The 26,325-nt window shown below is 72.8% G+C and carries 27 protein-coding genes; 10 read left to right on the top strand and 17 right to left on the bottom strand.

Translation table 11 applies throughout. From position 1 onward, the window contains the following. The first annotated feature begins 4 nt into the window (after positions 1 to 4). Positions 5 to 1,315 (top strand): C39 family peptidase, encoded by a 1,311-nt coding sequence (locus ACQEV1_RS18525; protein WP_285566910.1) that lies wholly within the window; start codon positions 5 to 7, stop codon positions 1,313 to 1,315. Between the two features lie 67 nt (positions 1,316 to 1,382). Beyond that, on the top strand, positions 1,383 to 2,693 hold the full coding sequence (locus tag ACQEV1_RS18530; protein WP_433394843.1) for a C39 family peptidase: 1,311 nt from the start codon (positions 1,383 to 1,385) through the stop codon (positions 2,691 to 2,693). 10 nt (positions 2,694 to 2,703) lie between these two features. Here the strand turns inward: ACQEV1_RS18530 and ACQEV1_RS18535 are convergent, their stop codons facing one another. Together ACQEV1_RS18535 and ACQEV1_RS18540 are read right to left on the bottom strand one after the other, a co-directional pair. Continuing rightward, entirely contained in the window at positions 2,704 to 3,108 is a 405-nt protein-coding gene (locus ACQEV1_RS18535) for a PaaI family thioesterase (RefSeq protein ID WP_433394844.1), read from the bottom strand. A 165-nt stretch (positions 3,109 to 3,273) separates the two neighbouring features. Continuing rightward, positions 3,274 to 4,239, bottom strand: a complete 966-nt coding sequence (locus ACQEV1_RS18540; RefSeq protein WP_433394845.1) for an NADPH:quinone reductase — start codon at positions 4,237 to 4,239, stop codon at positions 3,274 to 3,276. 367 nt (positions 4,240 to 4,606) lie between these two features. Here ACQEV1_RS18540 and ACQEV1_RS18545 point away from each other — a divergent pair, with 367 nt between their 5' ends. Continuing rightward, complete coding sequence (locus ACQEV1_RS18545; RefSeq protein WP_285566902.1) at positions 4,607 to 4,999, top strand: DUF1877 family protein; 393 nt, start codon at positions 4,607 to 4,609, stop codon at positions 4,997 to 4,999. On the opposite strand, the gene lipB is transcribed toward ACQEV1_RS18545, so the two are convergent. From lipB to ACQEV1_RS18605, 12 genes are all read right to left on the bottom strand, one after another. Then, positions 4,981 to 5,694 (bottom strand): lipoyl(octanoyl) transferase LipB, encoded by a 714-nt coding sequence (gene lipB, locus ACQEV1_RS18550; protein WP_432705542.1) that lies wholly within the window; start codon positions 5,692 to 5,694, stop codon positions 4,981 to 4,983. The two genes, ACQEV1_RS18545 and lipB, sit on opposite strands and share 19 nt — an antisense overlap. 67 nt (positions 5,695 to 5,761) lie before the next feature. After that, positions 5,762 to 6,499 (bottom strand): peptidase E, encoded by a 738-nt coding sequence (locus ACQEV1_RS18555; RefSeq protein WP_285566898.1) that lies wholly within the window; start codon positions 6,497 to 6,499, stop codon positions 5,762 to 5,764. Positions 6,500 to 6,620: 121 nt separating this feature from the next. Then, a complete protein-coding gene (locus tag ACQEV1_RS18560; RefSeq protein ID WP_433394846.1) occupies positions 6,621 to 7,508 on the bottom strand; it encodes a TIGR01777 family oxidoreductase in 888 nt (295 codons plus the stop codon). A gap of 50 nt (positions 7,509 to 7,558) precedes the next feature. Then, a complete protein-coding gene (sucB, locus tag ACQEV1_RS18565; RefSeq protein WP_433394847.1) occupies positions 7,559 to 9,022 on the bottom strand; it encodes a 2-oxoglutarate dehydrogenase, E2 component, dihydrolipoamide succinyltransferase in 1,464 nt (487 codons plus the stop codon). A gap of 40 nt (positions 9,023 to 9,062) precedes the next feature. Further along, positions 9,063 to 10,436: a dihydrolipoyl dehydrogenase gene (lpdA, locus tag ACQEV1_RS18570; RefSeq protein ID WP_285566894.1), complete on the bottom strand. Its 1,374-nt coding sequence runs from the start codon at positions 10,434 to 10,436 to the stop codon at positions 9,063 to 9,065. Positions 10,437 to 10,644: 208 nt separating this feature from the next. Next, a complete protein-coding gene (locus ACQEV1_RS18575) occupies positions 10,645 to 12,138 on the bottom strand; it encodes a leucyl aminopeptidase (protein ID WP_433394848.1) in 1,494 nt (497 codons plus the stop codon). A 140-nt stretch (positions 12,139 to 12,278) separates the two neighbouring features. Beyond that, positions 12,279 to 13,058: an adenosylcobinamide-GDP ribazoletransferase gene (locus ACQEV1_RS18580; RefSeq protein WP_433394849.1), complete on the bottom strand. Its 780-nt coding sequence runs from the start codon at positions 13,056 to 13,058 to the stop codon at positions 12,279 to 12,281. After that, positions 13,055 to 14,008, bottom strand: coding sequence for a bifunctional adenosylcobinamide kinase/adenosylcobinamide-phosphate guanylyltransferase (locus ACQEV1_RS18585; RefSeq protein WP_285617073.1), 954 nt, complete (start codon positions 14,006 to 14,008; stop codon positions 13,055 to 13,057). The genes ACQEV1_RS18580 and ACQEV1_RS18585 overlap by 4 nt, the downstream gene beginning before the upstream one ends. A 102-nt stretch (positions 14,009 to 14,110) precedes the next feature. Continuing rightward, on the bottom strand, positions 14,111 to 14,911 hold the full coding sequence (locus ACQEV1_RS18590; RefSeq protein WP_285617072.1) for an ECF transporter S component: 801 nt from the start codon (positions 14,909 to 14,911) through the stop codon (positions 14,111 to 14,113). Beyond that, positions 14,908 to 16,533, bottom strand: a complete 1,626-nt coding sequence (locus ACQEV1_RS18595; RefSeq protein WP_433394850.1) for an ABC transporter ATP-binding protein — start codon at positions 16,531 to 16,533, stop codon at positions 14,908 to 14,910. The genes ACQEV1_RS18590 and ACQEV1_RS18595 overlap by 4 nt, the downstream gene beginning before the upstream one ends. Beyond that, complete coding sequence (locus ACQEV1_RS18600) at positions 16,530 to 17,561, bottom strand: energy-coupling factor transporter transmembrane component T (RefSeq protein ID WP_433394851.1); 1,032 nt, start codon at positions 17,559 to 17,561, stop codon at positions 16,530 to 16,532. The genes ACQEV1_RS18595 and ACQEV1_RS18600 overlap by 4 nt, the downstream gene beginning before the upstream one ends. 16 nt (positions 17,562 to 17,577) lie before the next feature. Continuing rightward, a complete protein-coding gene (locus ACQEV1_RS18605) occupies positions 17,578 to 18,225 on the bottom strand; it encodes an SCO2322 family protein (RefSeq protein ID WP_285617067.1) in 648 nt (215 codons plus the stop codon). A gap of 278 nt (positions 18,226 to 18,503) precedes the next feature. On the opposite strand from ACQEV1_RS18605, the gene ACQEV1_RS18610 reads away from it, so the two are divergent. Both ACQEV1_RS18610 and ACQEV1_RS18615 read left to right on the top strand, forming a co-directional pair. After that, positions 18,504 to 19,400 carry a DsbA family protein gene (locus tag ACQEV1_RS18610; RefSeq protein WP_433394852.1) on the top strand — a complete coding sequence of 299 codons (897 nt, stop codon included), beginning with the start codon at positions 18,504 to 18,506 and terminating at the stop codon, positions 19,398 to 19,400. A 32-nt stretch (positions 19,401 to 19,432) separates the two neighbouring features. After that, positions 19,433 to 19,645 carry a hypothetical protein gene (locus tag ACQEV1_RS18615; RefSeq protein ID WP_285566880.1) on the top strand — a complete coding sequence of 71 codons (213 nt, stop codon included), beginning with the start codon at positions 19,433 to 19,435 and terminating at the stop codon, positions 19,643 to 19,645. A gap of 155 nt (positions 19,646 to 19,800) precedes the next feature. Here the strand turns inward: ACQEV1_RS18615 and ACQEV1_RS18620 are convergent, their stop codons facing one another. Then, positions 19,801 to 20,802 (bottom strand): aldo/keto reductase family protein, encoded by a 1,002-nt coding sequence (locus ACQEV1_RS18620; RefSeq protein ID WP_433394853.1) that lies wholly within the window; start codon positions 20,800 to 20,802, stop codon positions 19,801 to 19,803. A 45-nt stretch (positions 20,803 to 20,847) separates the two neighbouring features. Further along, complete coding sequence (locus ACQEV1_RS18625; RefSeq protein ID WP_285617064.1) at positions 20,848 to 21,453, bottom strand: DUF3043 domain-containing protein; 606 nt, start codon at positions 21,451 to 21,453, stop codon at positions 20,848 to 20,850. A 124-nt stretch (positions 21,454 to 21,577) separates the two neighbouring features. Here ACQEV1_RS18625 and ACQEV1_RS18630 point away from each other — a divergent pair, with 124 nt between their 5' ends. The 5 genes from ACQEV1_RS18630 to ACQEV1_RS18650 all read left to right on the top strand — a co-directional run bounded on the left by ACQEV1_RS18630 (position 21,578) and on the right by ACQEV1_RS18650 (position 25,047). Next, positions 21,578 to 22,381 (top strand): PspA/IM30 family protein, encoded by an 804-nt coding sequence (locus ACQEV1_RS18630; protein ID WP_285566877.1) that lies wholly within the window; start codon positions 21,578 to 21,580, stop codon positions 22,379 to 22,381. Further along, positions 22,378 to 22,656 carry a PspA-associated protein PspAA gene (pspAA, locus tag ACQEV1_RS18635; RefSeq protein WP_285566875.1) on the top strand — a complete coding sequence of 93 codons (279 nt, stop codon included), beginning with the start codon at positions 22,378 to 22,380 and terminating at the stop codon, positions 22,654 to 22,656. The genes ACQEV1_RS18630 and pspAA overlap by 4 nt, the downstream gene beginning before the upstream one ends. 112 nt (positions 22,657 to 22,768) lie before the next feature. Next, positions 22,769 to 23,695: a zinc metalloprotease HtpX gene (gene htpX, locus ACQEV1_RS18640; RefSeq protein WP_285566873.1), complete on the top strand. Its 927-nt coding sequence runs from the start codon at positions 22,769 to 22,771 to the stop codon at positions 23,693 to 23,695. Position 23,696: 1 nt separating this feature from the next. After that, positions 23,697 to 24,266, top strand: coding sequence for a PspA-associated protein PspAB (gene pspAB / locus ACQEV1_RS18645; protein WP_285566871.1), 570 nt, complete (start codon positions 23,697 to 23,699; stop codon positions 24,264 to 24,266). Between the two features lie 31 nt (positions 24,267 to 24,297). After that, positions 24,298 to 25,047, top strand: coding sequence for a TioE family transcriptional regulator (locus tag ACQEV1_RS18650; protein WP_433394854.1), 750 nt, complete (start codon positions 24,298 to 24,300; stop codon positions 25,045 to 25,047). Here ACQEV1_RS18650 and nadA read toward each other — a convergent pair. After that, positions 25,044 to 26,189, bottom strand: coding sequence for a quinolinate synthase NadA (gene nadA, locus ACQEV1_RS18655; RefSeq protein WP_285566867.1), 1,146 nt, complete (start codon positions 26,187 to 26,189; stop codon positions 25,044 to 25,046). The genes ACQEV1_RS18650 and nadA overlap by 4 nt on opposite strands. Positions 26,190 to 26,325: the final 136 nt, after the last annotated feature.

The raw sequence follows: 26,325 nt of genomic DNA on the forward strand, positions 1-26,325 counted from the left end.
CGCCATGGTGTGGTCGGGTGCCCGTGCTTCGGCACGGAGGGTCTCTCTTGTCGTACTGGTCGGTCTCGCGACCACCAGCGTGGCCGCGGCGCCGCACGCGGGGGCGGCCGAGGCCCCTGCACGCTCGCTCGCGGCCTACCACCAGTGGACGTCGGCCCGCGACTTCGCGAAGGGCTCGTCCGAGGGCGTACGGCCGTCCGGCGCCGGCGCCCTCACCATCGCCCGCACGGTCGGCTCCACCGCGTACGCCGACCCGTACGGCGCCGGCACCAAGACCTGGGACTACGCCCGCTGGACGTCGCCCAAGGTGTCGGTCGGGTTCGGCGCGAGCCAGCTGGTGGCCTCCTGGACCGCCGACACCCCCCACGGCACCTGGCTGCAGGTCGAGATGCGCGGCCACACCGGAGCGGGCGCCGACACCAAGTGGTACGTCATGGGCCGCTGGGCCTCCGACGACCCCAAGGAGGGCGGCGACATCAACCGGACGACGGTGCCCGGCCAGGCCGACGCCAACGGCAACGTCGACATCGACACCTTCATCGCCAAGAACTCCCTCACCTCCTACCAGCTGCGGGTCACCCTGTACCGCGCGCCCGGCAAGCACGTGCGGCCGGTGCTCCGCTCCGTCGGCGCGATGGCCTCGCTGGTCGCGCAGCGCACGACCGTGCCGGTCAGCCCGCTCGGCGGGGCCGAGGGCATCGAGCTGAAGGTCCCGACGTACTCCCAGAACATCCACAAGGGCCAGTACCCGGAGTACGACGGCGGCGGCGAGGCCTGGTGCAGCCCCACGTCCACCTCGATGGTCGTGGGCTACTGGAAGCGCGGCCCCTCCAAGAAGGACATGTCCTGGGTGGACCCGTCGTACGCCGACCCACAGGTCGACTACGCCGCGCGTCACACCTACGACTACAACTACGAGGGCACCGGCAACTGGCCGTTCAACCCCGCGTACGCCGGCCGCTTCGGGCTGAACGGCTTCATCACGCGGCTGCGGTCGGTGACGGAGCTTGAGCAGTTCATCAAGGCGGGCATCCCGGTGGTGACCTCGCAGTCGTTCAAGGCCGACGAACTGCCCGGCTCGAACTACAGCACCAACGGTCACCTCTTCGTCGTCGTCGGGTTCACCAAGAAGGGCGACCCGATCATCAACGACCCGGCCTCGTCCTCCGACGCCGTCGTCCGCAACGTCTACCCGCGTGCCAACTTCGAGAACGTCTGGCTGCGGAGTTCCTCCAGCGGCGGCATCGCGTACATCATGTACCCGCCGGGTCACCGGCTCCCCAAGAACATCCCCGGTATGGAGAAGAACTGGTGAAAACCGTCGCCCGGTGCGCCGTGACCGCGGTCACGGCGCACCGGGGGCCCTCCCCCTGGAGCACCCCATGGTGTGTTCGCGGTTCCGCGCTCCGGCGCGGCGAGTCCTCGTGCTGGTCCTCGCCGGCCTGATGACCACGGCGGGAACCGGCGCGCCCGGCGCGGAGGCGGCGAAGGCCGCGCCGCAGTCGAGCGTCGTCTACCACGAGTGGAGTTCGGACGCCGACTTCGCGGCGGGGGTCTCGGAGGGCGTGGAGCCGTCCGGCACCGGCGCCGTCGCCTTCGCCACCCCGGCGGGCACGGCGAGCTACACCGACCCGTACGGCGGCGGAACCAAGAGCTGGGACTACGCCCGCTGGACGTCGCCGACGGTGTCGGTCGGGTTCGGCGCGAGCCAGCTCGTGGCGTCCTGGACCGCCGACACCCCGCACGGGAGCTGGCTGCAGATCGAGATGCGCGGCCACACCGGAGCGGGCGCGGACACCAAGTGGTACGTCATGGGCCGCTGGGCGGCCGACGACCCGGGGGAGGGCGGCGACATCCACCGCACCTCCGTGCCGGGCCAGGGCGACGCCGACGGCGACGTCGACATCGACACGTTCGTCGCCACGGGCTCGCTGACCTCCTACCAGCTCCGGGTGACGCTGTACCGCCTGCCGGGCACCGGGACGCGGCCGGCGCTGCGCTCGGTGGGCGCGATGGCCTCCCTGGTGCCCGGCCGCAAGACCGTGCCGGCCAGCCCGCTCGGCGGCGCGGAGGGCGTCGAGCTGAACGTCCCCGCCTACTCCCAGGAGATCCACAAGGGCCAGTACCCGGAGTACAACGGCGGCGGCGAGGCGTGGTGCAGCCCGACGTCGACGTCCATGGTCGTGGCCTACTGGAACACCGGACCCTCGCCGCAGGACATGTCCTGGGTGGACCCGTCGTACGCCGACCCGCAGGTCGACTACGCCGCGCGGAACACCTACGACCACAACTATCAGGGGACCGGCAACTGGCCGTTCAACCCCGCGTACGCCGGCCGCTTCGGGCTGAACGGCTTCATCACGCGCCTGCGGTCGGTCACCGAGCTTGAGCAGTTCATCAAGGCGGGCATCCCGGTGGTGACCTCGCAGTCGTTCAAGGCATCCGAACTGCCCGGCGCCGGCTACGGCACCAACGGCCACCTGTTCGTGGTCGTCGGCTTCACCCAGAGCGGCGACCCGATCGTCAACGACCCGGCGTCGCCCTCGGACGCCGAGGTCCGTCACGTCTACCCGCGCGCCGACTTCGAGAACGTCTGGCAGCGGAGTTCCTCCAGCGGCGGCATCGCCTACATCATGTACCCGCCGGGACACGCGCTCCCGCCGAACGTGCCCGGCACCGACCCGAACTGGTGACGTTCCTCCCTCAGAGGAGGGCGTAGACCGTCGTCGCGTGCGCGGCGACGTTCCCGCCCGCGGTCATGGCGACCTCGGCGAACGCCAGCGTGCGGCCGACCTTGGTGAGCGTCGCCGTGACGAGGACGTCGGCGTCCACGACGGGACGCTGGAACGTGCTCGACTGCTGCACGGTCGTCATCGGGACGAACTCCCCGCGCGCCGCGGACACCGCGATCACGGTGGCGGTGTCGGCCGCGGCCATGAGCGCCTGACCGCACATGGCCCCGCCCTGCCGGGCCAGCCGGGTGGACCACGGCAGCCGCAGCACGGCCATCAGGTCCCCGATCTCCTCGACCACGAGGCCGAGCTCCCGCACCCAGGGGGCGAAGTTCTCATTGAGGATGGCGTTGCCGTCGGCGGCGCTCAGCGTCATGCGCCCATCATTCCCACCGCCCGGGCTCCGCGAAAGCGTCCCGCGCGCGCGACAGGGCGCCCGGATACGCGGGCTCCGGCTTCGACCACGTCCTCCGCGATGAGGACCTGCCTGTGACGCGATGCCGCGGCCGTGGCTGTGAGCGTCCGTACGGGGCGCGGGGCGTCAGGGGCGGAGGACGAGGCGACCGCGGACCTGTCCGGCCTCTAGGCGCCGGTGGGCCTCCGCGGCGTCGGCCAGTGCCAGCACGTCGGTGACGCGGCACGGCAGCGCGCCCGCCGCCAGCATCGTGTTGATCACCGATGCCGCGCCGGCGAGGTCGGCGGCGGAGGCGTTGCTGATCGCGAAGCCCAGCAGCCGCCCGTCCCTCATGTACAGCGGCCCCACGGGCAGTTCCGCGCGGACGCCCACGCCCGCCAGCAGGACGATCCGCCCGCCGTGGGCCAGCAGGCCGACCGCCGCCTCCAGGTCGGGCCGGCCCGAGGTGTCCACGTGCACGTCGATCCCGTCCGGGGCGGCCTCGCGTACACGCGCGGTCAGGGATGGATCGCGGTAGTCGATCACCACGGCGGCGCCGGCCGCCCGGCAGCGGTCGGCGTCCCGCTCGCTCGCGGACGCGATCACCCTCGCGCCCGCCGCCGAGGCCATGCGCACCAGCGCGTCGCCCACGTTGCCCGCTCCGCCGCCCACGTACACGGTCTCACCGAGCCGCAGGCCGCCGTGGCGGAACAGCGCGAGGAAGGCCGTCGCCGCCGGATGGAGCACGCCCACCGCCTCCACCGCGCCGACGCCCTCGGGCAGCCGGTACAGCCGCTCGGCCGGCACCGCGACCAGCTCGGCGAACGAGCCCTGCCGCCCGCCGTGGCCCATGCCGGCGCACCAGACCCGGTCGCCGGGGGAGAAGCCCGGACCCGCGCCGACGACCTCGTCGGCCAGGTCGCGTCCGATGACGAACGGGAACGGCGTCGGCGTCCGGTAGCGGCCCGAGCGCACGAAGGTGTCCACGTGGTTCGCCGCGACCGCCTCGGTGCGGACGAGCACGTCGGCGGGGCCCGAAACGGGGTCGGGCAGCTCTCCCCAGCGGATCTCCTCGGGAGGTCCGAGACGGGTGATGTACGCGGCTCGCGTCATGAAAGCGAGAGTAGAGGCCGCTTCGGCGTATGTGGCGGGACGTTCAGTTTGCGCAAGCGCCGGACATGGTGGAAGGTCGGCCGGGATACTGAGACGACAGCCCCTGCGGCGCCCGCTCTCCCGTGCGCCGGGGGGTGCGTGGCGCCGGCGGAAGTTGAGACCGGTCTTTTGCCGCGTTCTCACCATACGTAGCTGTCGATCTCTCTAAGGTAACTGGGATGTCGCGTGCACAACTGCGCATAACGGGAGGTCGGGCTTGCGAGTTGCCATGACGTACCTCAGGCTTCCGGAAGCCGAGGGCGGAGGCGATCCGGGCGCCGTCGCCAGGTCGGTTTTCGGGAGAAAGGGCTGGCAGCAAAACCATGCTGTGCTCCCCATCGCCGGCACGTGGCAGGGCCTCCACTACCTGATCACGGGCGACCCGTGGGAGGGCCCGCACCCGGCCGCCGACGTCGTCTGCGGTGGTCGTCTCCTCACCGAGGACGGTGCCGAGGAGTTCGGCGTGGACGTCATCTACCTGGCGCCCCAGCGGGTGAAGCCGGCCGCCGACCATCTCGCGGCGACCGACTTCCGGCAGATCGCCGGCCGGTACGACCCGAAGCAGATGGCCCGGCTCGGCGTCCAGGGCGCCGACGACTGGATCAGCAAGCCCGTCGAGGCCGTACGCGACCGCGATCTGCGCACCGCGTACGAGAACCTCGTGGGCTTCTTCAAGGCCGCCGCGGACGAGGGTCAGGCGATCTACAAGGCGATGGGCTGACCCGTCGGGTCACCGCCCAGCATCGCGTTGAGGGTGCGGTGCGCGGTGTTCGCGGCGCCGAGCGCCTCGGCCAGCCGCTGCTCGGTGAGCGCCAGGGTCTCGGCCACCGAGACCTCGCGGTCGAGCTCCTGCGACAGTGAGGTCACACCCGCGTCGCGGATGCCGCACGGCACGATCCGGTCGAACCACGACAGGTCCGCGTCGCAGTTGATCTCGAACCCGTGCATCGTCACGCCGCGCGAGACGCGGATGCCGATCGCGCCGACCTTGCGGTCGGGCACGCCGGACACCCACACGCCGCTGCGGCCCTCGACGCGCTTGGTCGCCAGGCCGAGGTCGGCGCACGCCCGGATCAGGGCCTCCTCGATCGTGCGGACGTAGGCGACCACGTCGACCGGCTCCTTCAGCCGTACGATCGGGTAGCCCACCAGCTGTCCCGGCCCGTGCCAAGTGATCTTTCCGCCGCGGTCGACGTCGATCACCGGGGCGCCGGGGTCGCCGATCGGGCGGTCCAGCGGCTCGGTGCGCTTGCCGGCGGTGTAGACCGGCGGGTGCTCCAGCAGCAGGCAGACATCGGGGATCTCGTCCGCGACCCGGCGCTCGTGCAGCCGCCGCTGCAGATCCCACGCCTGTTCGTACGGCACCGCCTGCTCGCCGAATCCGGCATGGACGAACACCAGGTCACCGGTTGTCACGGGGGCCGGCGGAAGGTCGGTGGATGGCTGTATCGCAGTCTCGCTCACGTACAAGAGCGTACGTCCCTCACAGGGAGGCCAGCAGGCGAGGTTCGATGCGGGTCTCCTTGACGCCTCCGGCGCCGTCCGGCTCGATGTCGTAGGCGCCGCGCCCGTCGACATAGCTCACCGCCTGCACGAACTCGATGCCGACGTAGTGCAGGCCCACGGCCTCGTCGGCGGCGTACCCGGAGGGCAGCGTGCCGTCCGCGATGAGCCGGTGCAGCAGCGGACGGCGCTGCGGGTCGCTGTCGTAGTGGACGCCGCAGGAGTACGGGAGCAGGCCCAGGCCGTTGGTGAGCGGGCGCAGGCGCGGCCCGAAGGAGTCGGTGTTGCCGCCGACGTGCCAGCACAGCGCGCCCGCGCTCTGCCCGCACAGGACGACCCCGGACCGCCACGCCTCGGCGAACGCGTCATCGAGGCCGTGCAGGCGCCACAGGGCCAGCAGGTTGGCCACGCTGCCGCCGGAGACGTACACGAGGTCCTGGGCGAGCAGGTGCGCCGCCGGGTCCTCGTGGTTGGGCATGGGGAACAGCGACAGGTGGCTGACCTCGGCGTCGAGCTGGGCGAACGCCGAGTAGAAGTGGGCGATGCGCTCCGAGGCGTCACCGAGCGCGGTGGGCACGAAGCAGACGCGCGGACGGTCGTGGCCCGTGAGGTCGAGCGCGTACCGCAGCAGCGGACTCGGCGACAGGCCGTACCTGTCGGTCGGTATGAAACTGCCACCGCCGATCGCGAGGATGTGCGGCTTCCCGTCGGTGCTCACTGTTCGCTCCCGCCCCTCACTTCGAGACGTCCCCTGCGGACTGTCGCATCAGTCACCGTACGCGGCCGGGCGGTCGCGCGCAGGAGAGTGACGGGTTCCTTGCGAGTTCGTGGAGCGCCGTTCAGCCGAGCAGCGCGGCCAACGCGGTGTCGATGTCGCGGTGCCGGAAGGCGAACCCGGCCTTCGTCAGGCGGTCGGGCAGCACCCGCTGGCTGATGAGCGCCCCCTCGTCGGCGAATTCGCCGAGGGCCAGCCGCAGCGCGGGCGCGGGCACGATGAACGGCGCCGGGCGGCGCAGCGCACGCCCGATCGCCGCGGTGAAGGCGGCGTTGGTCACCGGCTCGGGCGCGGTGAGGTTGACCGGCCCCTGCAGGCCGTCGTGGATCAGGAAGCGCAGCGCGGCGACCTGGTCGTCGAGGGTGATCCAGCTCATCCACTGCCGTCCGGAGCCGAGCCGCCCGCCGAGACCGAGCCGGAACAGCGGCAGCACCTTGCCGAGCAGCCCGCCCTCCCGCGAGAGGACGAGACCGGTGCGCGGGTGCACGACCCGGATGCCGGCGTCGGCCGCCGGCTGCGCCGCGGCCTCCCAGTCGCGGCACAGCGCGGCGAGGAAGCCCGCTCCCGCCGAGGCCGACTCGTCGACCGGTTCGTCGCCGGTGTCGCCGTAGAAGCCCACCGCCGAGGCGCACACGAACACCGCGGGACGGCGGGAGAGCCGCGCCAGGGCCCGCGCGAGCGTACGGGTGCCCTCGACACGGCTGTCGCGGACCTCGCGCTTGTACGTGTCGGTCCAGCGGTGGGAGCCGATGCCGGCCCCGGCCAGATGGACGACGGCGTCCACGCCCTCCAGCGCGCCGGAGTCCACCCCGCCGAAGGGATCCCACCGGACCTCGTCCTCGGCGGCGGCCGGCCGGCGCACGAGCCGGATGACAGTAAGGCCCTCGTCGCGCAGAGCGCGGACGAGGGCCTTTCCGATGAGTCCCGTCGAACCCGTGATGGCGATCTGCACGACCGCCACCCTAGTGAGCGCCGGGCCTCGGGAGTACCGCCCGGGTGAGCCTAGAGCCCCAGCTCGGACTCGAAATTGCCCTCCTCGAGCCGGTGCTTGACCGTCGCGAGGAACCGCGCGGCGTCGGCGCCGTCCACCAGCCGGTGGTCGTAGGTCAGCGCGAGGTAGACGATCGAGCGCACGGCGATGACCTCGCCGAGCTGCGGGTCATCGATCACCGCGGGCCGCTTGACGACCGTGCCGGTGCCGAGCATGCCGACCTGCGGCTGGTTGAGGATCGGCGTGTCGAACAGCGCGCCGCGGCTACCGGTGTTGGTCAGCGTGAACGTGCCGCCGGTCACCTCGTCCGGGCTCACCTTGTTGGTACGGGTGCGCTCGGCAAGGTCGGCGATCCGCTGCGCCAGGCCGCCCAGGTTGAGCTGACCGGCGTTGTGGATCACCGGGACCATGAGGCCCTTCTCCGCGTCCACCGCGATGCCGAGGTTCTCGACGTCGTGGTAGGTGACCTCGTTGGTCTCGGAGTTGATGACGGCGTTCAGCTTCGGGTGGACCTTGAGCGCCTCGACCGCGGCCAGCGCGAAGAAGGGCAGGAAGCTGAGCTTGACGCCCTCACGTGCCTGGAAGTCGGCCTTGGCCTGGTCACGCAGCCGCGCGATCTTGGTGACGTCGGCCTCGACGACCGTGGTGAGCTGCGCCGACACCTGCAGCGACTCGACCATGTGCCGGGCGATCGACTGCCGCGTCCGCGACATCTTCTCGGTCGTGCCGCGCAGCCGCGCGGCCGCCGCCGACGGCTGGGACGGCGCGGGCGCCTGCACCGCGGGCCGGGCGGCCGGAGCGGCCGGAGCCTGGGCCGGGGCCTGCGGGGCGGGGGCCTGCTGCGCCGGCGCCGCGGGCTGCGGCGGGGGCGCCTGCTTGGCCCGCGCGGCCTCCAGGACGTCCTGCTTGCGGATGCGGCCGCCGACGCCCGTGCCCTTGATCGAGGCCAGGTCGACGTCGTGCTCGGCCGCCAGCTTGCGGACCAGCGGGGTGACGTACGGGCTGTCGCCCGACGGCGCGCCCGCGGGCTCGGCCTGCCGCTGGGGCTGCTGCGGGGGAGCCGGCTGCTGCTGTGCCGGCGGCGGCCAGGACGGGGCCTGCGGCTGCGACTGCTGCTGCGCGGCGGGACGCTCCGGCTCGGGCTCGGCCTGGGCCTGCTCCGGTTCGGGCTCGGGCTGCTGGGGCGCCTCTTCCTGCTGCGCCTGGGCCTGGCCGCCCGTGTCCGCGGCGGCCTCGCCCTCCTGCGCGATGATCGCCAGCTCGGCGCCGACCTCGACGGTCTCGTCTTCGGCGACGGTGATGCTGCTCAGTACGCCCGCGGCCGGCGAGGGGATCTCGGTGTCGACCTTGTCGGTCGATACTTCGAGGAGCGGCTCATCGGCCTCGACGTGCTCACCTTCCTTCTTGAGCCAGCGGGTGACAGTGCCCTCGGTCACGCTCTCGCCGAGCTGGGGCATGGTTACGGAGACCGGCATGGTTCTCAGCGACTCCTCTTGGTGCTGGTTCGGGCGGTGATCAGCCGTGGACGTGCAGTGGCTTGCCGGCGATGGCGAGATGGGCCTCGCCGACCGCCTCGGACTGGGTGGGATGCGGATGGATCAGCTGGGCGACCTCGGACGGCAGGGCCTCCCAGTTGTAGATCAGCTGGCCCTCGGTGATGAGTTCGCCCACACGGCTGCCGACCATGTGGATGCCCAGGACCGGGCCGTCCTTCTCCGCGATGACCTTCACCTCGCCCTGGGTGCCGAGGATCTTGCTCCGCGGGTTGCCGGCCAGGTCGTAGGTGAAGGAGGTCGTTTCGAGACCGCGCTCTTCGGCCGTCTTGGTGGTGATGCCCACCGACGCGACCTCGGGCTCGGAGTAGGTGATGCGGGGTACGCCGTCGTAGTCGATCGGCGCCGGGTCCAGACCGCCGAGCCGCTCGGCGACGAGGATGCCCTCGGCGAAGCCGACGTGCGCCAGCTGGAGCGTCGGGATGAGGTCGCCGACCGCGGAGATGGTCTCGACGTTGGTACGGCAGTATTCGTCGACCTTGACGAAGCCGCGCTCGACCTCGACGCCGACCTCTTCCAGGCCCAGGCCCTCGGAGACCGGGCCCCGGCCGACGGCGACGAGCATGATCTCGGCGTCGAGGGTCTTGCCGCCCTCAAGGGTGACGATCACGCCGGAGTCGGTGTGCTTGACGCCCTCGTAGCGCACGCCGAGCTCGAACTTGATGCCGCGCTTGCGGAACGCGCGCTCGAGCCGCTTGGAGCTGGACTCCTCCTCCAGCGGCAGCAGGTGCGGCAGCGCCTCGACGATGGTCACCTCGGCGCCGAAGGAACGCCACACGCTGGCGAACTCCACGCCGATCACGCCGCCGCCGAGGACCACCACGGACTGCGGGATCCGGTCGAGCGTGAGCGCGTGGTCGCTGGAGATCACCCGCTCGCCGTCGATCTCCAGGCCGGGCAGCGACTTGGGCACCGAGCCGGTGGCCAGGACGATGTGGCCGCCCTCGTAGGTCGTGTCGCCGACGCGGACCTGCGTGGGCGACACGAGCCGGCCCTCGCCCTCGACGATCGTGATGCCCTTGGACTTGATCAGGCCGGTGAGGCCCTTCACGGTGGTGCTGACGACCTTGTCCTTGTAGGCGTGCACGCCCGGCAGGTCGATGCCGTCGAAGCGGGCCTTGACGCCGAAGGTGGCGGCCTCACGTGTCTGGTCGGCGACCTCGGCGGCGTGCAGCAGCGCCTTGGTCGGGATGCAGCCGCGGTTGAGGCACGTGCCGCCCAGCTTGTCCTTCTCGACGAGTAGGACGCTCTTGCCCAGCTCCACCGCGCGCAACGCGCACGCATAGCCGCCGCTGCCACCACCTAGGACGACAATGTCGTAGGTGCTATTCGACACGGGACGCTCCTAACGATGCTCACTCGCGCGCCGGGCGCCGGCGCGATGGTTCTTCCCCGGGAAGCATCTTTCCACTTGTGGCCGGTGCCCGGTGACATGCCTCCCGCTCACGCCGGTGCGCACGCGCCGGGTCCCGCCGCGGCGCGGCGTCTCCCGGGGCCGCCGTCCGCGGTCGTCGCGCGCCGCGGACGGGGCCCGGGAGCCCACCTCAGAGTCCCTGAGCGGCGATGTCCTCCGCGATCTGCACCAGGGTGCGCACGGCCGCGCCGGTGCCGCCCTTGGGCGTGTAGCCGTACGGCTCGCCCTTGTGGAACGCCGGGCCGGCGATGTCGAGGTGGGCCCACCGCACGCCCTCCGGCACGAACTCGCGGAGGAAGACGCCGGCGGTCAGCATGCCGCCCCAGCGCTCGGCGCTGACGTTGGCGATGTCGGCGACCGCGGAGTCCAGGCCCTTGCGCAGCTCCTCGGGCAGCGGCATCGGCCAGACGGCCTCGCCGGCGCGGCCCGCCGCGGCGACCACGCGGTCGCGGACGTCGTCGTCGTTGGCCATCACGCCGGCGGTGCGGGTGCCGAGCGCGACGAGCTGCGCGCCGGTGAGCGTGGCGACGTCGACGATCAGGTCGGGGTCGTCCTCGCCGGAGCGCACGATCGCGTCGGCCATGACGAGGCGGCCCTCGGCGTCGGTGTTGAGCACCTCGACGGTCTTTCCGCCGTAGATGGTGATCACGTCGGAGGGGCGCTGCGCGGTGCCGCTGGGCATGTTCTCGGCGATGGCGAGGTAGCCGACGACGTTGATCTTCGGCGCCAGCCGGGCGATCGCCTTGAGGGCGCCCAGGACGGCGGCGGCGCCGCCCATGTCGGACTTCATCCAGTCCATGGAGTCGGCGGGCTTGAGCGACAGGCCGCCGGAGTCGAACGTGATGCCCTTGCCGACGAGGGCGACGGTGTGGGCGGCCTCGGCGTGCTCGTAGGCGAGACGGACGAGGCGCGGCGGGTTGACCGACCCCTGGCCCACGCCGACGATGCCGCCGTATCCGCCGTCGACCAGCGCCTTCTCGTCGAGGACCTGGATGGAGAGGCCGGTCGCGCCGGCCACCTGCTCGGCGGTCTCGGCGAGGATCTCCGGGCTCAGGTCCGACGGCGGGGTGTTGACCAGGTCGCGCACCAGCGTGACGGACTCGGCGATCACCTCGGCGCGGTTGAGCGCGTCCCCGGCGTCCGCGGAGCTGATCAGGGTCACGTCGCCGACCGGCTTCTTGTGTCCGTTGCCGGTGCGGTAGGTCAGGTAGGCGTAGTTGCCCAGCAGCGCGCCGGTGGCGGTCGCGGTGACGTCCTCGGCGGTGGCGGCGGGCAGCGCGAGCGCGACCGACGCGGATCCGGCCAGCGAGCGCAGCGCGGCGCCGGCCGCACGGCGAAGGGCCTCACCTCCGTCGGCGGAGGCGTCGCGCTCCTTGCCCAGGCCGACGGCGACGATGACCGGCGCGGACAGCTTGCCGAACGTAGGGAGCCTGGTGACCTCTCCCTGCTTCCCGGTCGCACCCAGGCCGGCCAGGACCGCGGCGAGACCGCCGTCGAACGCCCGATCGACACTCTCGGCGCCGGGGGCGAGGCCTATGTCCGGCTCGTTACTGACAACGCCGATCACTACCGCGTCGACGTCTAGGGATGCGATTTCGAGATTGGCAAGCCTGAGGTTCGTCACGTGGCCAGATGCTAGTCGCCCTACTGACTGGTTTCGTCAATTCGATCAACAAGGCCCGCGCCGCTGCCTGCGGGTTTGCCGCCGCCCGTGTCCGTGACCGGCCACGGCGACCAGGCGTGTCCGCGCGTGACGGCCCGCGGTCAGCGCAGGACCATCACCAGCAGCGCGACCGTGACGGCCGTCTCGACCAGCGCGCCCAGCACGTCGCCGGTCACGCCGCCCAGCCGCCGTACGGCGTGCCGGAGCAGGGCCGCCGAGGCCGCCAGGCCGGCGAGGACCGCCAGGGCGCCGCGCAGCGCGTCGTACGCGCCGCCATCCGGGCCGGTCAGCGCCGCGAGCGCGCCCGCGGCCGCGGTGACCAGGACGGCCGTGACCGCGTCGCGGGAGCGTACGGTGCCGGCGACGAGCGCGCCGAGCCCCTCCGGCCGCGCGGCGCGGACGCGGGTGCGGCAGGCCCACGTGACGGCGAGCCGCCCGGTCATCCCGGCCACGACGACCGCGGCGACCGGGGCCTCGGCGATCGCGGCGACCTGGACGGCGAGCGTCAGCACGAGCGTGACCACGCCGAACGGCCCGATGTCGGACCTCTTCATGATCGCCAGCGCGTCGGCGGCGGGCCGGCCGCTGCCCAGGCCGTCGGCGAGATCGGCGAGGCCGTCCAGGTGCAGGCCGCGGGTCAGCACGGCCGTGGCGCCGACCGCGAGGGCCGCGGCGAGAAGCGAGCCGAAGCCCAGCCACCCGGAGACGACGAGTACCGCCGCGGCGACCGCACCGGCGAGGAGGCCGGCGACCGGCGCCAGCGTCATCGCCCACCGGGCGGTCTCCCGGTCCACCCGCCCGGCACGGACCGGAACGATCGTGAACAGCGACACGGCCAGCCGCAGCCCGTCGCCGACGGCCGGGTCCGAACGGGTTCTCACGGCAGCTCCAGCACGCTGCCGGCGACGACGAGGGCGGTCTCCTCGGACTCGGCGGCCAGCCGCTGGTTGAGCCGGCCGAGCAGGTCGCGGAACGCCCGGCCGACGGGGGTCTCGGGGACGACCGACAGCCCGACCTCGTCGCTGACCGCCACGACGTGGGCCCGCGTGGACCGCCAGGCCGTGACCAGCTCGTCCACGCGCGGCTGGACGGCGCGCGGGTACTCCCAGGCGCCGAGCGCGTCGAACATCGCGGTCAGCCACGTGCCCATGCCGTCGATGAGGAGGGTGCCGGACGCCGTACGGAGCAGGCCCGCCACGTCGATCGTCTCGGTGGTCTCCCACCAGCGGGGCCGCCGCGCGCGGTGCGCGGCGATGCGGGCGCGCCAGTCCGGGTCGTCGGGATGCATGACGCCCGTCGCGACGTAGGTCACGTCGGCGCCGGCCAGCACGCGTTTCTCGGCCTCCTCCGACTTGCCCGACCGCGCGCCGCCGAGGATCAGGGTCCGCCAGGGCGCGGTGAAGGGGCGCCGCCACCGTTCCAGGCGGCGTTCGAGCTCGGCCGGCGACGCGACGCGGTGGTCGACCTGCACGGCCTCGATCCGCGTCGCGGGCGTCACCGCGCCGATGTGCCGCAGCCAGCCCAGGTGCGCCGGATCACCGGCCAGGTCGAGCAGGACCGCGTCGTACGGCCCGGGGGAGGGCGGCCGGGGCCGGCCGCCCGGCCGGGAGGCGAACAGGACCCGGTGCCCCCGGGGCGTCCGTACCTCGTAGCCGCCCGGGATCTCCTCACGCCGGCACTGTTCGAGCGGCACGCCGTCGAGCAGGACCCGCGTCGGCTCGAACCGGCGCCGCGCGGCGCGCATGCGCGTGCAGGACGCGCACCGGCAGCCGGGCTCGGGCCAGCCGGCCGGCCCCGCGATGCCGAGCAGGTGGATCTCTAGGCCGTCCACGGCCGCCCCGCCTCCCGCACCCGTGCTCGCGCGGTCACGAGCCCTCCTCCGCCGGGGGAGTGACCATAAGGGCCGTGTCTTCGATTCCCTCGCTTCGCTCGGTCACGGTCGCCGGAAGTCCACGGGCGCCTCGAACGCGGCGCGGCGGGCGGCACGGCGCAGGGCCAACAGCACCGGGCGGGCGGTCACCGCGACCAGCACCGCGGTCGTCACCGCCCGCGGCACGTCGAACCCCAGCGACGTGGCGAGGTCGAACGCCACGAACCGGCCGAGGTTCGCGGTCACCGCCGCACCGGGTACATAAGCGATCGACGTCGACACTCCCGTCGCGAACGGCCACAAGGCCAGGTCCTGCAACGAACCATAGAGGAACGCGGCCACCGCGCCATAGCCCGCGAGCATCGCGACCTCGCCCCGGCCGCCGAGACGCGGCAGGCAGCCCGCGAAGAAGCCCACCCACGCCGCGCCGAGCATCTGGAACGGCAGCCACGGGCCCACCCCGGCGGTGAGCAGCGCGCTGGCGAACATCGTCACCGACCCGAGCAGGTACCCGAAGCCACGGCCGAGCACCCGGCCGCCGTGCACCAGCACGAAGAACATCGGCTCGAACCCGGCGACCCCCGTGCCGATCGGCCGCAGCGCCGCGCCGATCGCGGCGAGCACGCCGAGGAGCGCGACCGCCTTGGCGTCCACGCCGCCCTCAGAGATCTCGGCGAGCGCGACGAGCAACAGCAGCGGCAGCAGCAGCACGAACAGCCACGAGGCGGGCCCGGCCTGGGTGAGGCCCGCGCCCGGCGCCACGAACAGCGGCCAGCCGAACGCCACCAGGCCGGCCAGCGACACCAGCCCGACGGTCAGCGCCGACCGGGGCCGCAGACGCACCGCGACGGCGCGCGCCCTCACGCGAGCTCCACGAGCGCGGCGGTGGCCTGGGCGACGGTCAGCAGCGGCAGCGGCGCGAAGATCTTGCTCATCTGCGGCGCGAACGCGGGGGAGGAGACCAGGACCTCCTCGGTGGGGCCGTCGGAGACCACCTCTCCCTCGGCGATCACGACCACCCGGCCGGCCACCTCCGCGGCGAGTTCGACGTCATGGGTGGCGAGCACGATCGCGTGGCCCTCGGCGGACAGCTCCCGCAGGATCTCCACCAGCCGTGTCTTGGCCGCGTAGTCCAGGCCGCGGGTGGGCTCGTCGAGCAGGACGAGCGGCGGCCGCCCGGTGAGGATGACGGCGAGGGCGAGGCACAGCCGCTGCCCCTCCGACAGGTCGCGCGGATGGACGTCGCCGGAGACGCCGGGCGCGAGGCGCTCGAACAGCGCCCGGCAGGTGCCCTCGGGCGCGGACATGTCGCGGTCGGCGGCGCGGCACTCGGCCGTGACCGTCTCGGCGTACAGCAGGTCGGCCGGCTCCTGCGGGACGAGCCCGGCGCGCCGCACCATCGCACGGGCCCGCAGCCCGTGCGGCGCGGCGCCGAGCACCTCCACCCGGCCCGTCTCCGGCCGCACGAGGCCGACCAGCGACGACAGCAGCGAGGACTTGCCCGCGCCGTTGCGCCCCATGAGGGCGACGACCTCGCCGCGCGCGACGGTGAGGTCCACGCCCCGCAGCGCGGGCACCGGCCCGTACCGGACCCGCAGCCCTCGCACGGTGGCCACGGGCGCGGCGTCCGTACGGGCGGTGGGCGCGGCGTCGTTCTTCAGGGTGTCCTCGCGCGTCAGGCGGGCGCGCAGCGGCGCGGCGGCCCGGCGGGCGTCGCGCACCGACAGCGGCAGCGGTGACCAGCCCGCGGCCCGTCCGAGCCGTACGACCGGCGGGGCCACCGGCGCGTCGCCCATGACCGCCGCCGCCGGTCCGTACGCCGCGGGGCCGCCGTCGCCCGCCAGCACGACGACGGTGTCGGCGAGGTGGACGACGCGTTCGAGCCGGTGCTCGGCCAGGACGACGGTGAGCGCCAGGTCGTGCACGAGCCGCTGGAGGATGGCCAGCACGTCCTCGGCGCCGACCGGGTCGAGCGCGGAGGTGGGCTCGTCCAGCACGAGCGCCCGCGGATGCGCCGTCAGCACCGACCCGATGGCGACGCGTTGCGCCTGTCCGCCGGACAGCGTCGCCAGCGGCCGGTCCCGTACGCCCTCCAGGCCGAGGAGGTCGAGCGTCTCCTCGACGCGGCGCCGCATCACCGCGGGAGCCAGGCCGAGCGACTCCATCCCGTACGCGAGTTCCTCCTCGACCACGTCGGTGACGAACCCGGCGCGCGGGTCCTGGCCGACGTACCCGACGACGTCGGCGAGGTCACGCGGCGGATGGTCGCGGGTGTCGCGGCCGGCCACGGTGACGCGGCCGGACAGGATCCCGCCGGTGAAGTGCGGCACGAGCCCGTTGACGGCGCGCAGCAGCGTGGACTTGCCCGAGCCGGTACGGCCCACCACCAGGCACAGCTCGCCCTCGTCGACCTCCAGGTCGACGTCGGACAGCACCGGGGCGGCCTCCTCGGCGTACCGGAAGCCCACCCGTTCGAAGCGGATCATCCGGCCTCCCGCCGCGAGGGCGACGACAGCAGCGCCGCGGCCAGGGCCAGCACCAGTGCGGCGGCCGGAAGCGGCGGTGTGCCCGTGCGCGTGCCGGCGGCCGTCGCGGCGGCGGCCGCCAGGCCGCAGGCCGACACGGCCCACTCGGGCCACCTCCACGGGTCGGGGCGGTAGCGGGTGCGCGGCGAGCGGCGGCCGCCCAGCCACAGGCCCGCCGTCGCCGCGACGAGGCCCGGCACCAGCACCGGCGCGCCGAGCGCGGCCGGAGTGTCCGCGCCCAGCAGGCCGTACAGGCCGGCGCACACGGCCACCAGCCCGGCGAGCGTCAGCCCGGCCGTGGCGCGCCGGCGCGCGGGCGAGACCGCCGCGGCACGGCCGTACCCGCGGGAGTCCATCGCCGCCGCGAGCTCCACCGACCGCTCCAGCGCGCCCTCGATCACCGGCATGACCAGCCCGCGCACGGCCCGCAGCCCGCGGTCCGGGCGCCCGCGCAGCCGGTGCGCCGCCCGTACGCGGCGGACGTGCGTCACCGCCTGCGGCGCGAACGTCATCGCGACGACGACGGCGACGCCCATCTCGTACAGGGCACCGGGCACGGCCTTCAGCAGCCGGCTCGGGCTCGCCAGGGCGCTCGCCGCGCCCAGGCAGACGAGCACGGCGGCGAGACGCAGCCCGTCGTACAGACCGGCCCGCAGGCCGTCCGTGGTCACCGGGCCGCCGATCCGGGTGCCGGCCATCCAGTCCGGGAGGGTCACCGACGGCAGTGTGAACAGGACCGGGCCCGGCGCGGGCGCGGCGAACACCACCCAGAAGACGACGCGCACGACCACGACCAGCATGCCGAGACGAAGGAACACCGCGTACGAGCCCGCCCACGGGTCGCCCGTGCGCCGGACCGCCACGACCAGCCCGGTGGCGGCCACGACCAGGAGCAGGAGCAGGGGGCTCGCGGTGCGCGTGGCGGCGGTGGCCAGGCCGAGAGCCCACAGCCACCAGGCGCCGGGGTGCAGCGGCCGGGACCCTTTCACCGGCGGTCCCGCCCGCTCACAGCTTGGCGCGGCGGCGTACCGCCATCATGCTGCCGCCCGCGGCGAGCACGAGGATCAGGCCGATGACGATCGTCACCGCCTTGGAGCCGGTGCTCTTCTTCCCGGCCGGCGCGGCCGTGGCGCTCGGCGAGGAGGACGGCGCGGCCGCGGCGCAGGTGCCGAACGCGTCGATGGCGCAGACGAGGCCGGACTTGTCCGCTTGTGGCCGCGCCACCTTCGCCAGGACGTCGGAGCCGGTGGCGTTCTTCGGCACCGACGCGCACGCGGTCTTGGCGGCGGGCGGGGCGGCGCCGGCCGGAGCGTCGGCGGCCTCGCCGTAGTCGATGACGACGGCGACCCGCTTGGCGCCCGCCTGTTCCGGAGTGGAGCCGCAGACCTTGCCGAAGTCCGGGGCGCCGCGGGGCGGCGTGCCCGACTCCCCACTCGACTTGGCGAACCGCCAGCCCTCGACGGAGCCGTCCTTGGGGTGGGCGGACGCGGGGCCGGTCTGGGCGAACGCCCATTTGGAGCCGTCGGCCTGCCAGTAGCCCCAGAACGCGGTGGCGTCCGCGGACGCGGGGGCGGCGAGCGCCCAGACGAGCCCGAGCACGAGTGCCAGGACGAACCCCGGGGCCACGAGGACGCGGAAACGAGCCGTGAGCATGGGCGCCTTTCGGTGGGGTGGTGCCGATGGGACGGGCGCACCACGAGCCGCACGCGCCCGGACTCCCACCCGCAGACCACGACGGATTATCGGAGCCGCTCGCGCCGGCGCGGGCGTCCGGCTCGCCGTGCGGGCGGGCGCCCGTACGGCACACGGTTGCGGGTCAGCGCCGGATTCGGACCGGCTTTCCCCACGTCGGCGCGTGTGCTGCTGCCGATGAGTTGACCACGGAGGCCGAGACCTCGTCAAAACGGCCCACACCGGTAATCTGGCGATCCGTGAGCCAACCCCCTGGCGGCCCGCCCCCCGAGGGCCCCGAACCGCGGGACGCCGTGCCGTACGGAGCGCCGCCCGCATCGCCTTACGGGCCGTCTCATGGGCCGCCTCCGCAGGCAGGCTGGGGGCCGCCTCCCGGCGGCGCGCCGCCCTACGGCCCGCCGTTCGGGCCTCCGCCCGGAGCGCCGTACGGCGCTCCGCCGTACGGGCCGCCGCGCGGCCGTCGCGGTCTGGTCGTCGGTCTCGTCGCCGGGTTGGTCGTCGTGCTGGTGTGCGTGGCCGTCACGGTGTTCCTGCTGCGGCGCGACGCCCGGCACGGCGAGCCGGTGGCCCTCGCGCCGGGAGTGACCGTCACGACGGCGGGCGACGGCACCGTGACCATGGTCAAGAAGGGCGCCGGGCGTACGGTCGTGGACGTCTACGAGGACTTCCAGTGCCCGATCTGCAAGGAGTTCCACCGGGTCAACGACGCGACGCTGAAGAACCTCGCGGCCGAGGGCCGCGCCAAGGTCGTCTACCACCCTGTCGTGATCTTCAGCGGCGAGCCGCTGGCGGGCAACTCCACACGGGCCGCCGCGGCCGCGCACTGCGTCACCGACGGAGCGCGCTGGCTCGCCTACCAGGACCAGCTGTTCGCCCACCAGCCGGAAGAGGGAAGCCCGGGCTTCAGCCTCGCGGACCTGGTGTCGTACGGAACGGCCGCCGGGGAGACCGGTTCGGACTTCGCCTCCTGTGTGCGGAGCCAGCGGTACGCCGCCGAGGTGGGCCGGACCAGCCAGGCCGCGATCTCCGGCGGCCTGACCGGCACGCCGACGGTGAAGGTGAACGGCAGGGCCTTGCCCACGAATGAGACGATGACCGCGGAAGGCCTGCGCGGCGCGGTCGTCGCGGCCGGGTGAGGGAGCACGTGCGCGGAGGTAACAGGAGAGTCATGCCCTGGAGCTGGCGGTACGAGAAGGCGGACGGGTCACCGATCGACGCACCCGGCATCGGCGACGAGACCTGGACCACCCAGGCCGACGCCGAGTCATGGGTCGGCGAGAACTGGCGAAGCCTGGTGGAGTCCGGCGTCGACCAGGTCAGCCTGCTGGAGGACGGACGCGTCGTCTACGGCCCGATGAGCCTGCACCCACCGGAGGGCTGATCCAGCGTCCCGCCTCACCGTCGGACCGGGCGGGTGGCCGGTGCTGGTTCCCGGCGCTCGTCATCGACCACCCCTGACCTCCAGGGCGACGCGTCCAGGGCAGGGCCCTCCGGTGAGCCCGGCCGTCGGTGTGGCCGGGATCACCGGACGGTGGGTCACGGGCGGTGCGGGGGGCTGACCGTCCGGGCCGGGTCGCGCTCGATGACCGGGTCCAGGATCTCGTCGATGCGCTTGAGCAGCTCCGGGTCCAGCCGTACGCCGGACGCGCGCACGTTGTCGCGTACCTGCTCGGGTCGGCTCGCGCCGATGATGGCGGAGGAGACGTTCGGGTTCTGCAGGACCCACGCCACCGCGAGCTGGGCCATCGACAGGCCCGCCTCCTCGGCGACCGGTCGTAGCCGCTGCACCCGCGTCAGGACCTCGTCGCGCAGGACGCGCTTGATCATCGAGGCGCCGCCCTCCTGGTCGGTCGCGCGGGAGCCCGCCGGGGGAGCCTGGCCGGGTCGGTACTTGCCGGTCAGCACGCCCTGGGCGATCGGGGAGAAGACGATCTGCCCGAGGCCCTCACGCTCGGACAGCGGCATGACCTCGGACTCGATGACGCGCCACAGCATGCTGTACTGCGGCTGGTTGGACACGATGCGGTCCAGGCCCATCTCGTCGGCGATCTTCAGTGCCCGGGAGATCTCCTCGGCGCGCCACTCCGACACGCCGACGTAGAGGACCTTGCCCTGGCGTACGAGGTCGTCGAAGGCCCGCAGGGTCTCCTCGAGCGGCGTCTCGTGGTCGAACCGGTGGGCCTGGTACAGGTCGACGTAGTCGGTGCCCAGGCGGCGCAGGGAGCCGTGGATCGACTCGAAGATGTGCTTGCGCGACAGGCCGCGGTCGTTCCGGCCGGGACCGGTCGGCCAGAACACCTTGGTGAAGATCTCCAGCGACTCGCGGCGCCGGCCGCTGAGCGCGCGGCCGAGCACCTCCTCGGCCCGCGTGCCGGCGTAGACGTCGGCGGTGTCGAACGTCGTGATCCCCTCGTCGAGGGCGGCGTTCACGCACGCGACGGCGGCGTCCTCCTCGATCTGCGAACCGTGGGTGATCCAGTTACCGTAGGCGAGTTCACTGACCATGAGGCCGCTGCGGCCGAGATGACGAAACTCCATGTCCCGACCATAGACCGGGGACCGCTGAGGCCGGTTCAGGCGGTTTCAGACCTGGGCCTTCTGCCCCGGCTTGAGCCGCGGCTGCGGCATGCGCAGCCGCCGGATCTGCAGGGAGCGGGCCGCGGCGTAGAAGCCGACACCCTGCGTGCTCTCCTCGGGGTGGCGTTCGCGGGCCAGCTTCTTGACCTGGCTGGAGATCCACAGCGACTCGACGATCAATATGAGCAGGATCGCCGGCAGCGCGAATGTCTGCAGGTAGATGCGGACGACCAGCGGCGCGGCCATCGAGGCGACGAGGCTGAGGATGGTGAGGTACATGAAGAACTCGCCGAATGTCCGCCGGGCGTCGACGTAATCGCGGGCGAGCTTGCGTACCGGGCCTTTGTCGCGCCGGGGTAGATAACGATCGTCGCCCCGGGCGATGCCCTCGCGGATCTGCTTGGCGTCGCCGGTGCGCTGCGTGCGTTGCCGCCGCTCGCGGGCGAGGGCCTCCCGGCGCGTTCGCGGGGCCGTGATCGGCTGCCGATTGCGCTTTTCGGCGTCGCGGCGTTTGGGCGTGGGCCGGCCCTTGCCCACCGTCTTGGTGGTGCTGTCGGCCTCGGGGGCCTGGGGCGGCTCTTCGGTGGCGGTCTCGGTGCGGCGTCGGAACACGCAGATCAGCCTACCGGCGCTGGGACGCGAACATAATGACTGTCTTGGTCGTTAACGCGTAGGGTGGTGGCTAACCCCAGCAGCGTTTGCAGAGGCACCAGCACGAAGGGACCGGCCACGCGCGATGAGCGTGATGAAACGAATGTCGATGATCTTCAAGTCCAAGGCCAACAAGGCGCTGGACAAAATGGAGGATCCTCGAGAGACCCTTGACTATTCGTACCAGCGCCAGCTTGAGATGCTCCAGAAGGTGCGCCGCGGCGTGGCCGACGTGGCCACCTCACGCAAGCGCCTCGAACTGCAGATCAACCAGCTGGAGCAGCAGCAGGCCAAGCTGACCGACCAGGGCCGCAAGGCCCTCCAGGTCGGCCGTGAGGACCTCGCGCGCGAGGCGCTGACCCGCCGCGGCGGCCTCGACAGCCAGCTGAACGATCTGCGGGCGCAGTACCAGCAGCTCCAGGGCGAGGAGGAGAAGCTCACGCTCGCCTCCCAGCGGCTGCAGGCCAAGGTCGACTCCTTCCGCACGCGCAAGGAGACCATCAAGGCCACCTACACGGCGGCCGAGGCGCAGACCAAGATCAACGAGGCGTTCTCCGGCATCTCCGAGGAGATGGGCGACGTCGGCCTCGCGATCCAGCGCGCCGAGGAGAAGACCGAGAACATGAAGGCGCGCGCCGGCGCCATCGACGAGCTGCTCGCCTCGGGCGCCCTGGAGGACTACTCCGGTCCGCGCGACGACATCCAGGCCGAGCTCGACCGCATGGGCTCGGGCCCCGGCGTCGACCTCGAGCTGGAGCAGATGAAGGCCGAGCTGGGCATGGGTCCCGCGCCCAAGCAGCTCGACGCCGCCCAGGGACAGCAGCAGGGTCAGCAGGCCCCGCAGGCCCAGCCGCACCAGGCGCCGCAGCAGCCGCGGGAGGGCCAGTGATCGTCCGGATCATGGGCGAGGGCCAGGTCGACGTCGCCGACGGTGACCTGACCGCCCTCAACAAGCTCGACGGCGAGCTCGAAGCGGCGATCGAGTCGGGCGACGAGGAGAAGTTCCGCGGGGCGCTGCACGCCCTGCTGGAGCAGGTCCGCACGGTGGGCAAGGTCCTGCCGGCGGAGGAGATCGCGCCGTCGGACCTGATCCTGCCGCCGGCCGATGCCACGATGGACGAGGTGCGGGCGATGCTGGGTGATGAGGGACTCATCCCCGACTGACCGGAGCGCGACCATGGATAGGTGAGGCGAGCGCGACCAGAAACCTGGCACCTATCACGCAGCTCCGGCGTTAGTACGGGGTGTAACGCAGGTCGGGGGTAGGAGGAGCACGATGGCGCGTTCTCGTTTCGCACCGGATCGGGGACTCACGGCGCGCATGCTGGTGACGATGTTCCTGCTGGGGCTGCTCTACGTCGCCTTCATCGGTTTCTTCATCGTGTTCGTCCCCCGCCTGTGGGTGCTGGTCCTGGTCATCGCGGTGGGCTTCCTGCTGGTCCAGTACTTCTTCTCCGACAAGCTCGCCCTGTTCGCCATGCACGGACGGGTGGTCTCCGAGCAGGAGGCACCGGAGCTGCACGGCGTCATCGACCGCATCTGCGCGATGTCGGACATGCCGAAGCCGCGGGTGGCGGTGGCCGACACGGATGTGCCGAACGCCTTCGCCACCGGGCGCAACCAGGACAACGCGGTCGTCTGCGTCACGACGGGGCTGCTCCGCCGGCTCGACAACACCGAGCTGGAGGGCGTGCTCGCGCACGAGCTCGCGCACGTCGCCCACCGCGACGTCGCCGTGATGACGATCGCGTCGTTCCTGGGCATCCTGGCCGGCCTGCTCACGCGGTTCGGCCTCGAGTGGGGGCTGTGGGGCGGCTTCAACGACCGCAACCGCAACAACAACGACCAGAGCACGGCGATGGTGCTGCTGATCGTCATCGGGGTCAGCGCGGCGGTCTACGCGGTCAGCTTCCTGCTGACCCGTGCGCTGTCGCGCTACCGCGAGCTGTCCGCCGACCGGTCGGCCGCGGAGCTGACGGGGCAGCCGTCGGCGCTGGCCAGCGCGCTGACGAAGGTCACCGGCGACATGGCCCGCATCCCGACGAAGGACCTGCGGGCGGCCGAGCCGTTCAACGCCTTCTACTTCGCACCGGCCTTCTCGAAGGGGTTCAGCATCTCCACGCTCTTCTCCACGCACCCGTCGCTCGACCAGCGGCTCGAGCAGCTCGCGAAGATCTCGGCCCAGCTCGGCCGGGGCGTGTGACGTGGGTTTCCTCGACACTCTGCTCGGGCGCTCCAAGCCGAAGAAGCCCGACCTCGACCGGCTGTTCGCGCTGCCCACGGCCGCGATCACGCTGGAGGCCGCGGCCGGGCTCACACCCACGGGCGTCGGCTCGGTCTGCTTCCGCGCCGCCGAGGGCGCGGCGTTCGCCCAGATCGAGAAGGACGTGCGTGAGCTGCTCGACTCCGACGAGGGGCCCAAGGTCGAGCTGAGCAAGGACTCCTACGGCTACACCTGGCTCGTGAGCCGGCACGAGCCGACCGACCTCGTGGGGCTCGTCACCGACCTTCACGCGGTCAACTCCTCGCTGGAGTCCGGCGGGTTCGGCCCCCAGCTGCTGTGCTCGGTCGTGGCCTTCGCCACCCCGGACGGCCGCCGTACAGGCCTGGTCTACCTCTACAAGCGGGGCACGTTCTACCCGTTCGCGCCGACGTCGGGGGAGCGGCGCGACAACGCCCTGGAGCTCCAGGTCCGCGGCGCGGTCGGCGCCGACCTGCCGGTGGAGGGCGACCTGAGCCGCTGGTTCCCGGTCTGGGGCGCCCCCGGCCTGTGAGACCGCCGAAACCCTCGGGCCCTCACTCGGCATGAAGCGCCTGCGGCCGGTCGATCTGGCGCGGGAGCACGGCCTGTCCCCACAAGCCGTACGCAACTACGAAGAGGCGGGCATCCTCCCCGCGGCCGAGCGCACGCCCACCGGCTACCGGATCTACACGCCCCTGCACGCCCAGGCCCTGCGTGCCTTCGTCGCCCTCGTCCCGGGCCACGGCCACCGGACCGCCACGGCGATCATGGAGGCCGTCAACGAAGGGCGGACCGCCGACGCCCTGACGCTCGTCGACGAGAGCCACGAGCGGCTCCTGGAGGACCGGCGGACGCTGTCGGCGGTCGAGGCGGCGCTCCGCGACCTGACGGCCGCTCCGGAGCCGCCCGGCGGGGCGTACGACGGCCGTGGCGGCGTCGAGCCGTCCGGCCGGGACCGTACGGGGGGTGAGACGTCCGTGGGCCCGCTGGCACGGCGGCTCGGGCTCCGGCCGGCGACGCTGCGCAAGTGGGAGCGCGCCGGTCTGGTCCGTCCGCGGCGCGACCCGAGGACCGGTTACCGCGTCTACACCGACGCGGACGTACGGGACGCCCGGCTGGCTCACCAGCTGCGGCGGGGCGGCTACCTGCTGCGGCAGATCGCCCCGCTCCTGGAGCGGGTCCGCGAGGCCGGCGGCGTGGAACCCCTGCGGGCGACCCTGGACGAGTGGCGCGGCCGGCTCGACGCGCGCGGCCGCGCCCTGCTGGCGGGCGCGGCCGAACTCGACGCCTACCTGCGACAGCAGGCTCTCTAGGGGAGCGCCAGCATCCGGTCGAGGGCGACCCGGGCGTAGTGCGCGGTCTCGGCCTCCACCGTGATCTGGTTCACGACCTCCCCCTGCGCCAGGGACTCCAGCGACCAGACCAGGTGCGGCAGGTCGATGCGGTTCATGGTCGAGCAGAAGCAGACGGTCCGGTCCAGGAACACGACGGTCTTGTCCGGGTGGCGGCCGGCGAGGCGCTTGACGAGGTTCAGCTCGGTGCCGACCGCCCAGGCCGTACCGGCCGGGGCCTCGTCGATGGTGCGGATGATGTACTCCGTCGACCCGATCAGGTCGGCGGCCCGGACGACCTCGTGGCGGCATTCGGGGTGCACCAGCACGTTGACGCCGGGGATGCGGGCGCGCACCTCGTTCACCGAGTCGAGGCTGAACCGGCCGTGCACCGAGCAGTGCCCCCGCCAGAGGATCATCGTGGCGTCGCGCAGCTCGGCGGTCGACAGGCCGCCGTCCGGACGGTTCGGGCTGTAGACGACGCAGTCGTCCAGCGACAGGCCCATCTCCAGGACGGCCGTGTTGCGGCCGAGGTGCTGGTCGGGCAGGAAGAGCACCTTCGACCCCTTGGCGAAGGCCCACTCCAGCGCCCGCCGGGCGTTGGAGGACGTGCACACGACGCCCCCGTGGCGGCCGACGAAGGCCTTGATGTCGGCGGAGGAGTTCATGTACGTGATCGGCACCACGTCGTCGGCGATCCCGGCGTCCTCCAGGACCTCCCAGCACTCCTCGACCTGGTCGTAGGTGGCCATGTCGGCCATCGAGCAGCCGGCGGCCAGGTCGGGCAGGACCACCTGCTGGTCGGCCGAGGTGAGGATGTCGGCGGACTCGGCCATGAAGTGGACGCCGCAGAAGACGATGTAGGGGGCCTGCGGCCGTGCCGCGGCCTCTTGGGCGAGCTTGAACGAGTCGCCGGTCACGTCGGCGAACTGGATGACCTCGTCGCGCTGGTAGTGGTGGCCCAGCACGAAGAGCCGGTCGCCCAGTGCCGCCTTGGCGGCACGGGCACGCTCCACCAGTGCCGGGTCCGAAGCGGGCGGGAGCTCACCGGGGCAGGAGACCCCGCGTTCGCTGGCCGGGTCCGCCCCCTGTCCGAGAATCAGCAGGCTGCTGCCGGTGGTCACTTGGGGGTACCTCCTCCAACAGGACTTATCGTCGATTTGACGATACTGCACGAGCGGGCGTTATGGGCCTCCCAGGACCCGTCTGTGGCGATATGCGGCCAGGAACACAGCGGTGGACTTGGGGAATGGCCGGGGG

The sequence above is a fragment of the Actinoallomurus sp. CA-142502 genome (assembly GCF_050936355.1).
Taxonomy (GTDB): domain Bacteria; phylum Actinomycetota; class Actinomycetes; order Streptosporangiales; family Streptosporangiaceae; genus Actinoallomurus; species Actinoallomurus iriomotensis.

What these genes read in the sequence shown, in the direction of transcription:
- ACQEV1_RS18525 (WP_285566910.1), top strand. Translation starts at nt 5, where the DNA reads ATGGTGTGGTCGGGTGCCCGTGCTTCGGCACGGAGGGTCTCTCTTGTC.
- ACQEV1_RS18530 (WP_433394843.1), top strand. Translation starts at nt 1,383, where the DNA reads ATGGTGTGTTCGCGGTTCCGCGCTCCGGCGCGGCGAGTCCTCGTGCTG.
- ACQEV1_RS18535 (WP_433394844.1), bottom strand. Translation starts at nt 3,108, where the DNA reads ATGACGCTGAGCGCCGCCGACGGCAACGCCATCCTCAATGAGAACTTC.
- ACQEV1_RS18540 (WP_433394845.1), bottom strand. Translation starts at nt 4,239, where the DNA reads ATGACGCGAGCCGCGTACATCACCCGTCTCGGACCTCCCGAGGAGATC.
- sucB (WP_433394847.1), bottom strand. Translation starts at nt 9,022, where the DNA reads ATGCCGGTCTCCGTAACCATGCCCCAGCTCGGCGAGAGCGTGACCGAG.
- ACQEV1_RS18595 (WP_433394850.1), bottom strand. Translation starts at nt 16,533, where the DNA reads ATGATCCGCTTCGAACGGGTGGGCTTCCGGTACGCCGAGGAGGCCGCC.
- ACQEV1_RS18605 (WP_285617067.1), bottom strand. Translation starts at nt 18,225, where the DNA reads ATGCTCACGGCTCGTTTCCGCGTCCTCGTGGCCCCGGGGTTCGTCCTG.
- ACQEV1_RS18615 (WP_285566880.1), top strand. Translation starts at nt 19,433, where the DNA reads ATGCCCTGGAGCTGGCGGTACGAGAAGGCGGACGGGTCACCGATCGAC.
- ACQEV1_RS18620 (WP_433394853.1), bottom strand. Translation starts at nt 20,802, where the DNA reads ATGGAGTTTCGTCATCTCGGCCGCAGCGGCCTCATGGTCAGTGAACTC.
- ACQEV1_RS18630 (WP_285566877.1), top strand. Translation starts at nt 21,578, where the DNA reads ATGAGCGTGATGAAACGAATGTCGATGATCTTCAAGTCCAAGGCCAAC.
- htpX (WP_285566873.1), top strand. Translation starts at nt 22,769, where the DNA reads ATGGCGCGTTCTCGTTTCGCACCGGATCGGGGACTCACGGCGCGCATG.
- ACQEV1_RS18650 (WP_433394854.1), top strand. Translation starts at nt 24,298, where the DNA reads ATGAAGCGCCTGCGGCCGGTCGATCTGGCGCGGGAGCACGGCCTGTCC.